The organism is Myxococcus vastator, from assembly GCF_010894475.1.
Taxonomy (GTDB): Bacteria; Myxococcota; Myxococcia; order Myxococcales; family Myxococcaceae; genus Myxococcus; species Myxococcus vastator.
The window spans coordinates 14,940-28,473 of the sequence record NZ_JAAIYB010000056.1; the positions used below are offsets into that span (position 1 = coordinate 14,940).

General features: G+C 69.5%; 14 protein-coding genes. All 14 read right to left on the minus strand.

Annotated features, from left to right (window positions below; translation table 11 throughout):
* Positions 1 to 12 precede the first annotated feature (12 nt).
* The 14 genes from G4D87_RS08420 to gspE all read right to left on the minus strand — a co-directional run bounded on the left by G4D87_RS08420 (position 13) and on the right by gspE (position 13,410).
* Positions 13 to 516, minus strand: a complete 504-nt coding sequence (locus G4D87_RS08420; RefSeq protein WP_163780725.1) for an RNA polymerase sigma factor — start codon at positions 514 to 516, stop codon at positions 13 to 15.
* Positions 517 to 678: 162 nt separating this feature from the next.
* Positions 679 to 2,319, minus strand: a complete 1,641-nt coding sequence (locus tag G4D87_RS08425) for a sigma 54-interacting transcriptional regulator (RefSeq protein ID WP_163780726.1) — start codon at positions 2,317 to 2,319, stop codon at positions 679 to 681.
* A gap of 88 nt (positions 2,320 to 2,407) precedes the next feature.
* On the minus strand, positions 2,408 to 3,376 hold the full coding sequence (gene gspN / locus G4D87_RS08430; protein WP_163780728.1) for a type II secretion system protein GspN: 969 nt from the start codon (positions 3,374 to 3,376) through the stop codon (positions 2,408 to 2,410).
* A gap of 3 nt (positions 3,377 to 3,379) precedes the next feature.
* Positions 3,380 to 3,937 (minus strand): type II secretion system protein M, encoded by a 558-nt coding sequence (locus G4D87_RS08435; protein ID WP_163780730.1) that lies wholly within the window; start codon positions 3,935 to 3,937, stop codon positions 3,380 to 3,382.
* Positions 3,938 to 3,939: 2 nt separating this feature from the next.
* Positions 3,940 to 5,541 (minus strand): pilus assembly protein PilM, encoded by a 1,602-nt coding sequence (gene pilM, locus G4D87_RS08440; RefSeq protein ID WP_163780732.1) that lies wholly within the window; start codon positions 5,539 to 5,541, stop codon positions 3,940 to 3,942.
* A gap of 1 nt (position 5,542) precedes the next feature.
* Positions 5,543 to 6,913, minus strand: coding sequence for a type II secretion system minor pseudopilin (locus G4D87_RS08445; RefSeq protein ID WP_163780733.1), 1,371 nt, complete (start codon positions 6,911 to 6,913; stop codon positions 5,543 to 5,545).
* Between the two features lie 3 nt (positions 6,914 to 6,916).
* Entirely contained in the window at positions 6,917 to 7,588 is a 672-nt protein-coding gene (locus G4D87_RS08450) for a type II secretion system protein GspJ (protein WP_163780747.1), read from the minus strand.
* Positions 7,588 to 8,439 carry a type IV pilus modification PilV family protein gene (locus G4D87_RS08455; protein WP_163780735.1) on the minus strand — a complete coding sequence of 284 codons (852 nt, stop codon included), beginning with the start codon at positions 8,437 to 8,439 and terminating at the stop codon, positions 7,588 to 7,590. The genes G4D87_RS08450 and G4D87_RS08455 overlap by 1 nt, the downstream gene beginning before the upstream one ends.
* Positions 8,436 to 9,158: a prepilin-type N-terminal cleavage/methylation domain-containing protein gene (locus tag G4D87_RS08460; protein ID WP_176411082.1), complete on the minus strand. Its 723-nt coding sequence runs from the start codon at positions 9,156 to 9,158 to the stop codon at positions 8,436 to 8,438. Before G4D87_RS08460 ends, G4D87_RS08455 begins: the two co-directional genes overlap by 4 nt.
* Positions 9,155 to 9,604 carry a type II secretion system protein GspG gene (locus G4D87_RS08465; RefSeq protein WP_205507484.1) on the minus strand — a complete coding sequence of 150 codons (450 nt, stop codon included), beginning with the start codon at positions 9,602 to 9,604 and terminating at the stop codon, positions 9,155 to 9,157. Before G4D87_RS08465 ends, G4D87_RS08460 begins: the two co-directional genes overlap by 4 nt.
* A gap of 40 nt (positions 9,605 to 9,644) precedes the next feature.
* Complete coding sequence (gspG, locus tag G4D87_RS08470; RefSeq protein WP_163780741.1) at positions 9,645 to 10,070, minus strand: type II secretion system major pseudopilin GspG; 426 nt, start codon at positions 10,068 to 10,070, stop codon at positions 9,645 to 9,647.
* A gap of 61 nt (positions 10,071 to 10,131) precedes the next feature.
* Entirely contained in the window at positions 10,132 to 10,287 is a 156-nt protein-coding gene (locus tag G4D87_RS08475; protein WP_163780693.1) for a hypothetical protein, read from the minus strand.
* An 11-nt stretch (positions 10,288 to 10,298) separates the two neighbouring features.
* On the minus strand, positions 10,299 to 11,555 hold the full coding sequence (gene gspF, locus G4D87_RS08480) for a type II secretion system inner membrane protein GspF (protein WP_163780743.1): 1,257 nt from the start codon (positions 11,553 to 11,555) through the stop codon (positions 10,299 to 10,301).
* A 40-nt stretch (positions 11,556 to 11,595) separates the two neighbouring features.
* Positions 11,596 to 13,410: a type II secretion system ATPase GspE gene (gene gspE, locus G4D87_RS08485; RefSeq protein ID WP_163780745.1), complete on the minus strand. Its 1,815-nt coding sequence runs from the start codon at positions 13,408 to 13,410 to the stop codon at positions 11,596 to 11,598.
* Positions 13,411 to 13,534 lie beyond the last annotated feature (124 nt).

Consider the following 13,534-nt stretch of genomic DNA (forward strand, 5'->3'; position numbering starts at 1 on the left):
GCCCGTCCCCGCTCAGGGCTGCTGGCCGCGCTCTTCCATCAGGCAGAGCGTGCGCTGGCGGGCGCGGTGGAGCGTGCTCTTCACCGTGCCTTCGGGGATGCGCAGCAGCCGGGCGATTTCCGGGTAGCTCAGGCCGCGCACCTCGCGCAGGTAGAGCACCTGGCGCTGCTGCTCGTTGATGTCCTCCAGCGCCTCACCGAAGTGGCGCTCCATCTCCGCGCCCACGGCGAGGGCTTCCGGGGACAGGGGCTCCTGGACCTCGTGGCTCAGCCTGTCCCGGCGCTTGCGCGCCCGCAGCCAGTTGATGCTGCTGTTCACCATGACCCGGTGCAGCCAGGTGCTCCACGCCGCGCGGCCGCCGTAGCCAGGGGCGCGGCGGGCGAGCCGGGCGAAGACGTCCTGCACCACGTCTTCCGCGTCGGCGGTGTCACCGACGATGCGTCGGGCAATGGCCAGCGCGCGAGGACGGTGCTCGGTATACAACTCGGACAGCGGCGGAAGCGCGTATGCGTGCATGACGGGTGCTCTCCTGACACGCCGGGATGGACGTAACAGGACAAGGAACGAACGAGCCGCCAGAAGGGTCTATCGCCCTCCGGGGCCATGCACCGTGGGACACAGTCTTCCGGGGCGGGGGCGTCCATCCGCGGACACCCCCACCTCCCTGGAAGACAGCCGCTACTCCTGCTCGTCCTGCTTCGTGAGGCCCCAGTCCTTCAGCCGCTTGAAGAGGGTGGAGCGCGCCACGCCCAGCTCGCGGGCCACGCGCTCGCGGTTGTTGTTGTACCGCCGCAGCGCCGCCTCGACGATTTGACGCTCCAGCTTCTCCAGCATCTGCTCCAGCGTCATCCCCGGCGGCAGCTCCGGCACGGCGATGCCCGTCTCGCGGTTCAGCTCCTGGTCGAAGGAGATGTCCCCCGCGTCGATGAGGGGCCCCTTGCGCAAGAGCAGCGCGCGGTGCACCACGTTGCGCAGCTCGCGGATGTTGCCCGGCCACGCGTGGTGCTGGAGCCGCTCCAGGGCCGCGGGCGTGAAGCGCACGGACTGGCCCCGCGGGGCGTAGGTGCGCACGAAGTGCTCCGCCAGCGAGCCCAGGTCCGTCTTGCGGCTGCGCAGCGGCGGCAGGTGCAGGGGGATGACGCAGAGCCGGTAGTACAAATCTTCGCGGAAGCGGCCCTCGCGCGCCGCCGCCAGCAAGTCCCGGTTGGTGGCGGCCACCACGCGCACGTCCACCGTCTGCGGGCGGCTGGCGCCCACGCGCTTGATTTCGCCGCCCTCCAGCGCGCGCAGCAGCTTGGCCTGCAGGTCCAGCGGCAGCTCGCCAATCTCGTCCAGGAAGAGCGTGCCGCCGTCGGCCTCTTCGAAGGCGCCCTTGCGCGCGCCCATGGCGCCGGTGAAGGCGCCCTTCTCATGGCCGAAGAGCTCGCTTTCAATGAGCTCCTTGGAGATGGCCGCGCAGTTGACGGGCACCAGGGGCCGGTTCGCCCGCTGCGAGCAGGCGTGGATGGCGCGGGCCACCAGCTCCTTGCCGGTGCCGGACTCGCCCAGAATCGTCACCGCCGCGGAGGACGGGGCCACCCGCTCAATCAGCTCCGCCAGCTGCCGCACCGACGGGTCGCCGCCGATGATGCCGTGGAAGGCCGTGGGCTCCTTGCGCGAGGCGGGCGCGGCGGGCTCCAGCACCAGCTCCGTCTCACCCACGCGCAGCACGGTGGGCAGCGGGACTTCCGCCTCGAAGATGCGCGCCGGGCCCAGCCACGTCCCGTTGGTGGAGCGCAGGTCCACGACGTGGAAGACGCCGTCGCGGCGGGTCACCTTCAGGTGCCGGCTGGAGGCGAAGCGGTCCTGGAGCACCAGGTCGCAGCCGGCGTCCTTGCCCGCCGTGAAGCCGTCACCCGTGAAGCGGTGGACGGACTCGTTGAGGCCCTGCTTCACCCGCACCTGCGCGGGCTGCCAGCGGGGGGCCTGCGCGTCGCGGGACTGGACGGACGTCGTGTGGCCCACCTCGGTGGTGACGTCCGCGCCCTCGCTGCCGCCGCTGATGCGGAACACCGCGCGCCACTGGCCCAGCGCCAGGTCCGCGCCGTCCGGCAGCTCGCCCTGGGTGATGGACTGGCCGGCGACGGTGGTGCCCTTGCCGGACAAGTCCTCCACCCGGCAGCGCTCGCCGTCCCACAGCAGGGCCACCTGGAGGCGGCTCACCTCGGGGTCGGGAATGGCGACGTCGCTCTGCTCGCCGCGCCCGAGCACCAGCCGTGCCCGGTCCACCCCCACCCGCAACACCTCCTCGCCACGACGAAAGAACACCAGCTCCGGCATCCCAGCCCTCTGTGCAGTCCAGCCCGTGAGCGCTTTACACGCCCTGGCGTTCCGCTTTCAACCCCGCGCCCCGGCGGGCACGCGGTCGTCAGCGCCGCGGGAGGAACGTCGGCCGGTTGAGGAAGCCGGCGAGCCGGGCGGCGCGGAAGCTGGGGTCCTTCTTGTCCGGCGGGAGGATGGTGACGCCCGCGCCCACCAGGCCCAGCCGCTTCTGGAACTCCGGGTCCAGCTTGATATTCACATCCATGCCGGGCTCGCTGTACTCCAGCCGCTTGCCCAGCTTCAGCGTGCCGGTGGCCAGGGCCTCCAGCTCGTTGCTCTTCAGGCGCAGCGACTCCACCGTGCCCAGGCCCTTGACGAACTGGATGCGTCCGGTGAGCGCGCCCAGGTCGATTTGCGGCAGGTCCATGGGCACCGCCGTGCCGCCCCCCATGGGGATGGCCACCTTGCCGCTCTTGATGACCATGTTCCGGGTGTCCAGCGTCAGCTCGCCGTCGGCCTGGGACAGGTCCGCCTGCGCGCCGTTCTTGGGCATCGTCAGCGACAGGGCCGCGTTCAGCTCGCCGTCCAGGTCCAGGCCGGTGAAGGCCGGCAGGTTGCCGCCGGAGGCCTGGAGCCCGTCCGCCGTCACCTTGACGCGCGTGTCGCCCAGCAGGCCCACGGAGGCGCTCAGCGTGCCGCCCATGACGCTGGCGCGCAGCGCGAGGCCCGGCGGGAAGAGGGCGGGGCGCAGCGCCACGCTCTCCAGCACCAGCGGCTCGCCCAGCTCCGCGGCGCCCAGCATGCCCTCGCCCTGCGCGAGCGACGCCACCGTGTCCGCGCTCAGCGGCTGGGGCGGCTTGCTCACGCGCACGTTGGTGGCGGTGATGCCCGCCAGGCCAGGCCGCAGCGAGCCGATGCGCACCGCGAGCCCCGCCTGGGCTGCTTCGCTGACCAGCCGCTTGCGGATGGCGTCGTACGGGAAGGTGATGAGCAGGCCCACGACGAAGGCCACCACCGCGAACGCGGCGTAGCCGAGGAGGATCTTCCAGCGGGCGGCTTTGGAGTCAGAGGACATGGGTCAGGGCTTCATCCGGTAGGTGGCGACAGTGGTCCACGCCGTCAGCGTGTCCGACGCGGGCCGCGGCTCGATGCGCAACAGCTTCACCTTCACCACGCCCGGGCCGCTCTCCACCGTCTGCAGGAAGTCGGTCAGCTTGCGCAGGTCCACGTCCGTGAAGGTCAGCTCCACGGCGCTCTCCACGATATTTCCGTCGCCGATGCCCACCTCGCCCTTGGGCGTCATGTTGGGCACCTGGAGGCCGGCCAGCGTCGCCTTGTCCTCGATGTAGCTGATGAGCTGCACGTTGCTGGACGTGAGCTGCTGCTCCACCGACTGACGGTTGGCCTGCGCCTCGCGGAAGCTGGCGGCCAGCGTGTTCACCTCCTGCAGCTTGCTCAGCTTCTCCTCGGTGCGCTTGCGGTACCCGGACGCGCTGTTGGTGAACGTCATCACCACGGCGAACAGGACGAACACCAGCACCGCCGCGCCGGCGATGGACACCATGCGGCGCTCGCGCTCGCTGAGCCGCTCGAACCACGTCTGGATGGGGGCGAAGACTTCCTGAAGCTTGGCCATGGTCAGCTCTCTCCGCCCTGCTCACCGGGGCATTGCACCTGCACGTCCAGGCGGAAGGACATCTTGCTGCCGTCCCGGGTCTTCTCCACCTTGCCCTGCCGGACGTCCTTGAAGCAGTCGTGCGTCTTGATGGCGTTGGACAGCGTGTCGATCTGCTTCGAGGAGTCCGTCTCGCCCTCGAGGATGACGCGGCCCAAATCAATCTGGATGCGGGTGAACTTCACCGGCATGTCCTCCGGCACGCGCCCCGTCACCTCCGCCAGGAGGTTGACCGCCGTCAGCCGGGGCAGCGCCGCCGCCGGGCTCTCCACGCCCGCGAGCATGTTGAGCGCGCGGTTGTAGTCCTTCTCGCACCGGCCCAGGATTCGCTGGGTGGTGTCACACAGCACGGCGTCCACCTGCGCCTCGCGCCGCGCCAGCACGGAGTTGCGCACCACGCCGAACGCGATGAGCAGCAGGATGAGCGTGGCCGCGAAGGACGCCAGGAGCCCCAGCTTGTCCTTCACGTAGTCGAAGTCGCCCTTGAAGGCGAACTCGCCCCGGCGCAGGTTGAAGCGCGGCGCGCGCACGCCCGCCGCGTTGCCGCGCAGGGCCAGCGAGTACGCCTGGGCCGCCACGGGCTGCTCCGCCTCGGGAATCGGCTTCGCGTCCGCGGGCAGCGCCAGCACCCGCACCGGCAGGTTCAAGTCCCGGGAGAGCTGCTCGGCGAGGCCCGGCAGCTTCGCCGTGCCGCCGCACAACACCACCGCGCCCACCTGCTGACGGGTGCGGGCCGTGAAGGCCTTGAGGGTGGGGCGCAGCTCGCGCAGCAGCGGCTGCAGGCCGCGCACGAAGGCCGCCGCCGCGCGCTCCGCGTCCGGGCCCTGGGCCGCGCTGGCCACCGCGCCGTGCTGCTCCTTCCAGTGGTTCGCCTCCGCCAGCGACGTCTGGAACTCCGTCGCCAGCGCCTTGCTCAAGTCCTTGCCGCCACCGGAGAAGGTGCGCGCGAACTGGACGCCCTCACCCGGCTTGCCCACCGACACGGAGGTGCGCTCGTGGCCGATGTCCACCATGGCCACCGCGCCGCCTTCACCCGTGCCCTGGAAGAGGCCCGGGTGCTGCTGGAACAGGTTCTGGTAGGCCAGGCCCGGGTGCGTGACGATGCGCGGGTCCACCTTCAGCTCGGACAGCAGCGCCAGCAGCTCCGCCAGCTCCGCCTTGCGCACCACGCCCACCAGCAGGTCGCTGGCCTTGTCCTTGCCTTCGCCGTCCTTCAAGCCCACGACCTGGTAGTCGTAGACGACGTCGGAGATGTCGAAGGGCAACAGGCTGCCAATCTCGAAGGGCAGCGTCGCCTCGATGCGCCGGGCGTCGGAGAAGGGCAGGCTCAGCGCGTGCGTGGTGAGCGCGGGGCTGGGCAGGGCGACGACAATCTGGTCCACGTTGCCCGGCGGGAGCTGGCCCAGCAGCTCCTGCACGGCGGCGCGCAGCGTGTCGGCGCGCTCGCCCTCCTGGGCACGCCGGACCTCGGCGAACCCATGGGTGGTGTGCGTCTTCGTCTTCGCCTCCAGCACCACGCCCTTCACGGCGTGACTGCCGAGGTCCAGGCCAAGGATACGGGCCATGCTATTCCTCTCTCCAGTACAGGAGCCGGCCCAGGGTGTCGTCGAGCCGGATGACGGCGGTCAGCGTCTTCTGCACGTTGCCCGCTTCTCCCACAGATTTGATGGTGAAGGTCTGACTCTTGTCGCCCACGAGCCGGTTGCCCGCGACGTTGGACTTCACGGCCGGGTCCACCAGGATGCCCGCCGCTTCCACCACCGCGACGAAGTCCTGCACGGACATCCCGAAGAAGCTGAACATGCGCGCGGCGCGCACCCGTTCGATGAGCTCGTTGAGGAACACCGGATCTCTCAGGCGCGGGTCCGGCCGCGTCTGGTCCGCCACCGACATGATGGCCAGCCCCATCATCACCGGGTCATCGGTGTTGATGTTGGGCCGGCGGTTGATGTCCGGATAGACGGTGAGGCGGTCCCGGAACGCCGACATGAACTGGTCGTTGACGCCGTGGACCCGGTACAGCTCGTCCACGCTGTCGAAGCGCGCGTTCTTGGGCTGATAGCTGGGTTCATAACGGCTGTAGGACGCGCCTTCATCCGAGAACCCACCCGGCAGCGGATTCACCGGGTCCACCGGGTTGAAGGCCGAGCCTGTCCGGTCGTCGTCCGCCCAGTCCTTGAGGGCCAGCAGGACGTCCTGGGGCGTGCTGCGCACGTTGTTGGCGTCATCCCGCTCCCAGAGGAACTCGAAGCGCGGGTCCGCCATCATGTCCATGAGCCGCAGCGCCGTGGGCCGCGCGTCGCCGGCGCCCGCGATGAGGCGGTGCACGTTGAGCTTCTCTTCCTCGTCGGTGATGGTGGCCAGGAAGCAGCCCTCGAAGCCGCCGAACGAGCGCATGGTCATCTCCGAGGCCACCTCGCGCGCCGCCGGGTCCGCGTCCTCGTCATCCAGCTTGAAGTTGTCGTCCTGCTCGGGCTCCAGCGCGGACAGCTCTCCGCCGCCCGCGCCGTCGTTCTTCACCAGCCCGCGGAGCATGTGGCAGTCCACGCGCGCCATCTTGAAGAGCTGGATGTTGAGCGAGGAGGGCTGCACCTGCCCGGCCTGCGGCGTGCCGCCGATGCCCAGCTGCCCCAGGATGGCCGCCGGGTTGGGGATGGGCGTCTGGTCCACCTGCTTCTGGAAGCGCAGCAGCAGCCGTGACAGGGAGATGCCCGAGCGCGCCAGGTAGTAGGCGCGCACCTCGTCCCGCTGGTTGGCCGCCAGCTGCAGGTCCACCCGGCTGTTGTAGGCGAAGTCGGTGGCAATCACCGTCAGGATGGCGATGGAGACAATGGCGATGATGAGCGCCACGCCGCGCGAGCGCCGCTCCCGCCGCGCCGGGCGGGGCAGGGGCCTTGGCCGCCGCCGGGGCGGCTTCTGGAAGAAGGGCAGGGGCATGGCTCAGTACCTCGGCAGCTCCGTGTTGAGCATGATTCGGGCCTGGGTGACGTAACGGGCCTCCTTGCCGGTTTCGTCCACCGCCGTCAGCGTCACGCGCACCCGGGTGGGGAGAATCGCCTTGCGCTCCGTGCGCCGCGTGTCCCACTCGTCATCCCACTCCTTCTTCTCCGAATCCCAGTAGGCGAACTCCAGCTCCTTCACGCCTTCGAAGAGCACGTCCACGTGGCCGCCCTGCTCCATGCGCTCGTCGATGTTCGGGTTGACGCGCCGCTTGAGGTCCTGCCGGCCGCGGGCCTCCCGGTCCTCCGACGCCTCGACGAAGTACTCGACGATGGCCTGGTCGGACTCCTTCACGTCCGTGTAGAGGCGCTGGTGCGAGAAGGTGGTGAGCAGCAGCTTGCCACGCTCCCCCACGAAGTTGGTGGGCCGGTCGTTCTGGTCCCGGAAGCGGGTGGAGTCGTAGCGGTCGCTCACGTAGGCCGAGCCAATCTCGCGCGCCATGCGGTTCATGGCCACGCGGACCTGCCGGTAGCGGTCCGCGTCCACCTCCACCGTCTCCTTCGCCGTCAGGCCCGTCTGGAAGGCCATGGCCACCACCGTGCCCATGAGGGCGGTGATGGCGACGGCCACCATGACCTCCATCAACGTGAACCCGCGCATGTGACGCCGCATCATTGAACCCCCCGGGGGCCGCCCGGCATCAGCGGGTTGCTGCCCATGTTGCCGCCGCGGCGGCCCAGGTCCTGCTGGGCGTCACCCAGGCGGCGCAGCGGCTGCCGCGTCGCCGGGTCCAGCATGATGCCGTTGGGGCCGGGGATGGGGTTGGCCACGGGTCGCCCGTCCTGCGTCACCCACTGGTTGTCGGAGCCTCCGCCCTGGGCCGCGGCGGCGCCGCCGTTGCGGTCCGAGCCCGGCCCGAGCGACACGACGTGTGTCACCAGGTCGATGCTCTCCACCTGCGTGCCTTCCTGCCAGTAGACGGTGAGATGCACCTCGCGGACCGTCTGGGTGATCTGCTCCACCATCTGCGTGAACATGGGCTGGGCCATGCCCATGGCCGCGCCGCCCATGCCGCCCAGGCCCGCGGCCTGGGGCCCGCCGGAGGACGCGCCGTCCTTGCCGCCGGCGGCGCCGCCGAAGAGGCCCGCCAGTCCGGACAGCGGGTCATCCCCGCCGCTGTCGCCAATGGGCAGGTTGAAGATGGCGCCAATGAGCTGGTCCGGCGTCACGCCGTCCGTCTTGGGCGCGATGATGCGCGCGCGCCACTTGAACTGGTTCCAGCCTTCATCGGAGAAGTCCCCGGACTCCTCCTGGTCATCCAGGCTGAAGCCGTCGTCGTAGAGGTCCTGCTCCAGGTCCGTCATCTTCGACCGGGCCAGCAGCGACGCCACGGTGAGGCGCTTGGTGTAGACGTGGTTGGACACCGCGCCCGCGTTGAGGTCGAAGATGGCCATCAACGCCAGCCCGAGGATGGCGAGCGCCACCACCACTTCCAGCAGCGTGAATCCCTGGGCGCGCTTCATCGCGGCACCTCCAGCGCCTCGGCGACAATCTGCACCTTGCCGGTGAGCGGTGACACGTCCAGCGTCCAGACGTTGTCTCCCTGCTGCACGTAGACGTACGCCTTCTCCGTGTAGCCCTGCGGGAAGAAGTAGAGGTACGCCACGCCGCTCTCCACCGGCTGACGCTGGTGGCGCGTCCACACGGAGACCTTGACGTCCGCGGGCAGCTCCCGCGCGGGGACCTCTTCGGACGTGTAGGAGGAGAAGCGGGCCGCGTTCTCCACGCGCAGCTGCTCACCCTCCAGCAGCTCCTGCGCGCTGGGGGCGTTCGTCCCGCTGCCGCCGCCCAGGTAGTTGCGCCGCTCGTCACGGCCGCTGCCGCTGCCCCGGTTGCGCGCGGCGCGCTCGCGCTCGCTGTTCTCCGTGCGCAGCGTCTCGTCGCGGTCTCTCGCGGTGGTGACGGCGCCCTCCGCGCACTCGGCGTGATAGCGCGTGGCCTGCTCAGTCTTGGGGTCGGGAATCTCGAAGACGAGCCGGCACGTCTGCCCGCGCAGCGCCGCGGAGTCATAGAGCGAGCGGATGAGGCCCGCCAGCTCGCCCGCGCTGCCCTTGGCCTTGGCGCCGGTGATGGAGCCAATGCCCATCACCGCCGCGGAGAACAGCATCGCGACGATGATGATGGCGATGGAGATTTCGATGAGCGTCAGGCCACGCTGGTGGCGGTGGCTCCGCTTCGTCATGGCTCCCCCCAACCGGCGGCCAGCACGCCGCCGCTGCTCAGGTCCGCGGCAGGCCCCGTCCCGCCCGGCCTGCCGTCCGCCCCGTAGGACACGACGGCGCCCGTCGACCCGTTCATCCAGTACACGTACGGGTGGCCCCAGGGGTCCACCGGCACGCGCTCCAGCAGGCGGGCCTGGATGAGCGGGGTGAAGCCTTCCTCCTGGGAGGGGAAGCGGCCCATCAGCCGGTGGTGGGACTTGAACATGCCCTCCAGCTTGCGGATGTCCGTGCGCGCCCGGCGCTGGCTTGCGTCCAGCGTCCGGTCCTCCGTCACATAGACGAGCGTGAAGGCAAGGGCCGTGGCGGCCACGAAGACGAACACGAGGAGCAGCCGCCCCAGGCTCCGGCGGCGGTCCAGCCCCTCGTGCGAGGGCGTCGGGGATGCAATGGCGTCGTGCTCGTTCATGCCCAAGCCCTGTCAACGCGTGGCGCGCGCGACTTGTTCGTTACTTGTTCGCGGTGGCCGCGTCCGCGGACGAGATGTCCGCGTCGTTGCCCTCACCGCCCGAGGCGCCGTCCGCGCCGTAGGAGATGATGACGGGCTTGCCGCCCTCGTTGATGTAGACGTACTCGTTGTTCCAGGGGTCCGTGGGCATCTGCTCCAGCGCCTGCGCCTCCACCAGCGCTTGCAGGCCAGAGGCCGTGTCCGGGTACTTCCCCTTCTTCGTGTAGTAGAGCTTCATCGCGCCCTGGATGTTCTTGATGTCCAGCGCGGCGCGGTCCCTGCGCGCGGCCTCCAGCTGCGGGATGACGGCCACACCCACCGCCGCGGCGATGAGTCCGAGGATGGTGATGACCACCATGATTTCGATGAGCGTCATGCCGCGGTTGCGGCGCTGCTTCTTCTGCTGCTGCTTCTGGCTCTGGCGCATGTCTGCTCTCCATCCCGGGTGACTTTCTGGCAGGCCACCCGTGTGTCGTCGTGTCTTCTTGTCAGGGCGTCCGGGCGCTGTCCGCCGCCCCGGCGGGCGGGCGCGGCTGCTGGGGACCGTACAGCCGGGCACCCACGGTCAGCAGCGCCGCCGCCATGGCGACCATCGCCGCCAGGGTGACGCGCTGAATCCAACGGTCCGCCAGGTCATTCATCATTCCGCCACACCTCACCGGATGGCCGAGTTCACCTGCAGAATCGGCATCAGGATGGAGAGCGCGACGAATGCAATCACCGCGCCCATCACCACGATGAGGAGGGGCTCCAGCAGCGAGGTGAGGGCGGTGATGCGCACGTTCACCTGCGTCTCGTAGTTGTCCGCCACGCTGGTGAGCATCTCCTCCAGCTGGCCGGAGCGCTCGCCAATGGCGACCATGTGGTACACCAGCGGCGGGAACTCCCCGGAGCGCTTCAGCGGGTTGGCGATGCTCTCGCCCTCGCGGATGGAGTCGCGGGCCTTCTCCACGACCTCCGCCAGGACGGTGTTCGTCATGATGGCCTTGACGATGTCCATGGCCGCCAGCAGCGGGACGCCGCTCTTGAGCAGCGTGGACAGCGTGCGGGCGAAGCGGGAGATGGACAGCAGGCGCACCAGGTTGCCCACCACGGGGGCCTTGAGCGTGAGGCGGTCCCACTTGGGCTTGCCCGTCGGGCTCTGCGTCCAGCGCATGAAGAGGACCACGCCCAGCGCCATGCCCGGCAGCAGGATGAACCACCAGCTCTGGAAGAAGTTGCTGGAGGCGATGAGGAAGCGCGTGCTCAGGGGCAGCGTGGCCTTCATCGTCTCGAAGATCTTCGTCACCTTCGGCACCACGAAGACCATGAGGGCCACGAGGATGCCGCCGCCCACCACCATCATGATGGCGGGGTAGAGCATGGTGCTGAGGATCTTCTGCTGCAGGCGGGCCTGGTTCTCCGTGAAGTCCGCCAGGCGCGTGAGCACCGCGTCCAGCGCGCCGGAGGCCTCGCCCGCGCGCACCATGTTCACGTAGATGCTGGGGAAGATTTTCGGGTGCTGGCCCATGGCGTCCGCCAGGGACGAGCCTTCATTGACGCGCTGCTTGATGTCGGAGAGGGCGCGCTTGAAGCGCTCCTTCTCCACCTGGTCCACCAGCGCGCTGAGCGACTCCACCAGCGTGACGCCCGCGCCCAGCAGCGTGGACAGCTGCCGGGTGAAGATGGCCACGTCGTCGGTGTTGACGCGCCCCCGGCCCAGCTTGCGCAGGTCGATGTCGCGCGCCACCAGCGCCGCGTTGGTGCCCTTGGACACGGCGGCGCGGCTGCCTTCGGCCTGGGCCAGCACGTCCGTGAGGAAGATGCCGTCGGCGCGCAGCTTGGACCGCAGCGTCTTGGGTGAGTCCGCCTCGAGCAGGCCCTTGATCTGCTTGCCCGCGGAATTGAGACCTCTGTACTCGAAGACCGGCATGGTTCAGGAACCCCGGCCCCTCCCAGGGAGGAGCTGTCGGCTACATGTCCTCCTGGGTGATGCTCAGCACCTCAGCGATGGTCGTCTCACCCAGGGCAATCTTCCGCGCGCCGTCATCCAGCAGCGTCGTCATGCCCTTGGACGTGGCGGACCGCTTGATGGTGGAGGCGTCCACGTTCTTCAGCACCAGCTGGCGCACGTCGTCATCCACGGGGAGGAACTCGTAGATGCCGGTTCGCCCGCGGTAGCCGTTGCGGTTGCAGGAGGGACAACCCGTGGCCTTGAAGATGCGGTCCACGCCGTAGCGCTGCTTGAAGGAGGCCACCGAGTGGCCCAGCTCCTTCAGCTCCGCGTCCGTGGGCTCGTGGGGCACGCGGCAGTCCGGGCACACGCGGCGCACCAGGCGCTGGGCCAGGATGCCGGTGAGCGAGGACGCCACGAGGAAGGGCTCCACGCCCATGTCCACCAGACGCGTCACGGCGCCCGCGGCGTCGTTGGTGTGCACCGTGGACAGCACCAGGTGGCCCGTCAGCGACGCCTGGATGGCGATCTCCGCCGTCTCCTTGTCGCGAATCTCGCCGACCATGATGACGTCCGGATCCTGGCGGAGGAAGGAGCGCAGCCCCTGGGCGAACGTCAGGCCAATCTTCGGGCTGATGGCCATCTGGCCAATGCCCTTGAGCTGGTATTCGACCGGGTCCTCGACGGTGAGGATGTTGAGGTCGGGCGTGTTGATCTTCGACAGCGCGCCGTAGAGCGTCGTCGTCTTGCCGGAGCCCGTGGGGCCCGTCACCAGGACGATGCCGTGCGAGCGCTTGATGACGGCCTCCATCGACTCGAGCGTCTTCTGGCTCATGCCGATTTCGGCCAGGTCCAGCAGCGTCGCCGTCTTGTCCAGCAGACGCATGACGATGCGCTCGCCGAAGGACGTGGGGATGGTGGACAGGCGGATGTCGATGTCGCGGCCGGCCAGCTTGATGCGGATGCGGCCGTCCTGCGGCAGGCGCTTCTCCGCGATGTTGAGCTGCCCCATGACCTTCACGCGGCTGACGATGGCGTTCTGGTAGCGCTTGGGCGGCTTGATGACCTCCTGCAGCACACCGTCCACGCGGAAGCGCACCAGCAGCTCGCGCTCCATCGGCTCGATGTGGATGTCGCTGGCGCGCTCCTTGGCGGCGCGGAACAGCACGGAGTTCACCAGCCGGATGACGGGCGCCTCGTCGTCCTCGTCGAGCAGGTCCTTGGGCTCGTCCAGCTCGTGGGCGATGGCGTCCAGGTCCTGCGTTTCCATCTCGTCCACGAGCTGCTCCGTCTCATTGACGGAGCGGTCATAGACGCTGTTGATGGCGTCGGTGATGGTGGAGCCCAGCGCGATGCGCTGGCTGACGCTCTGGCCCAGCAGCACGCGCACGTGGTCCAGCGCCGCGGTGTCCAGCGGGTCGGCCACCGCCACCGCCACCGTGTCACCCTCCAGGGACAGCGGGAGGATGCGCGACTGCTTGGCGAAGTTGATGGGGATGCGCTTGACCAGCTCCGCGTCCACCTCTTCGGCGAAGATGCGCGCCAGGTAGGGCAAATCCAGCTGGTGCCCCAGGGCCTTGGCCACGTCCTCCTCGGAGACCGCCTTCATCCCCACCAGGGCCTCGCCAATCCGCTGCCCCTTCTCGTCCTGGACGGCGAGCGCCTCCTGGAGCTTCTCCTCGGTGAGCGAGGGGACGATGGCGCGCAGGATCTCCCCCAGCGGGCGGCCACACAGGTAGGCCTGTCCGTGGGCCACCAGCTGCGTGGCGTCGTTGCGCGGGGAAGCTGCTCCGCTGGAGGCGGTGGTGAGGATGGGGTCGGCGGTCAGGTTCATGGCGTCTGTTCCCCCGCCTCCGGCTGGATGCGCAGGCTTTCGGCGTCTCCCGCCTCGGGGACCGGGATGGCCTCGGGCGGGGGCTGCTCGAAGTTCTGCGGGGCGGGCACTGGTTCTTCCGAAC

Excerpts from the sequence above, each read along its gene's own strand:
- G4D87_RS08475 (WP_163780693.1), bottom strand. The coding sequence starts at position 10,287 with ATGATGAATGACCTGGCGGACCGTTGGATTCAGCGCGTCACCCTGGCG.
- G4D87_RS08455 (WP_163780735.1), bottom strand. The coding sequence starts at position 8,439 with ATGAAGCGCGCCCAGGGATTCACGCTGCTGGAAGTGGTGGTGGCGCTC.
- G4D87_RS08420 (WP_163780725.1), bottom strand. The coding sequence starts at position 516 with ATGCACGCATACGCGCTTCCGCCGCTGTCCGAGTTGTATACCGAGCAC.
- G4D87_RS08450 (WP_163780747.1), bottom strand. The coding sequence starts at position 7,588 with ATGCGGCGTCACATGCGCGGGTTCACGTTGATGGAGGTCATGGTGGCC.
- G4D87_RS08460 (WP_176411082.1), bottom strand. The coding sequence starts at position 9,158 with ATGACGAAGCGGAGCCACCGCCACCAGCGTGGCCTGACGCTCATCGAA.
- G4D87_RS08465 (WP_205507484.1), bottom strand. The coding sequence starts at position 9,604 with ATGAACGAGCACGACGCCATTGCATCCCCGACGCCCTCGCACGAGGGG.
- G4D87_RS08435 (WP_163780730.1), bottom strand. The coding sequence starts at position 3,937 with ATGGCCAAGCTTCAGGAAGTCTTCGCCCCCATCCAGACGTGGTTCGAG.
- pilM (WP_163780732.1), bottom strand. The coding sequence starts at position 5,541 with ATGGCCCGTATCCTTGGCCTGGACCTCGGCAGTCACGCCGTGAAGGGC.
- gspG (WP_163780741.1), bottom strand. The coding sequence starts at position 10,070 with ATGCGCCAGAGCCAGAAGCAGCAGCAGAAGAAGCAGCGCCGCAACCGC.
- gspE (WP_163780745.1), bottom strand. The coding sequence starts at position 13,410 with ATGAACCTGACCGCCGACCCCATCCTCACCACCGCCTCCAGCGGAGCA.
- gspN (WP_163780728.1), bottom strand. The coding sequence starts at position 3,376 with ATGTCCTCTGACTCCAAAGCCGCCCGCTGGAAGATCCTCCTCGGCTAC.
- G4D87_RS08445 (WP_163780733.1), bottom strand. The coding sequence starts at position 6,913 with ATGCCCCTGCCCTTCTTCCAGAAGCCGCCCCGGCGGCGGCCAAGGCCC.
- G4D87_RS08425 (WP_163780726.1), bottom strand. The coding sequence starts at position 2,319 with ATGCCGGAGCTGGTGTTCTTTCGTCGTGGCGAGGAGGTGTTGCGGGTG.
- gspF (WP_163780743.1), bottom strand. The coding sequence starts at position 11,555 with ATGCCGGTCTTCGAGTACAGAGGTCTCAATTCCGCGGGCAAGCAGATC.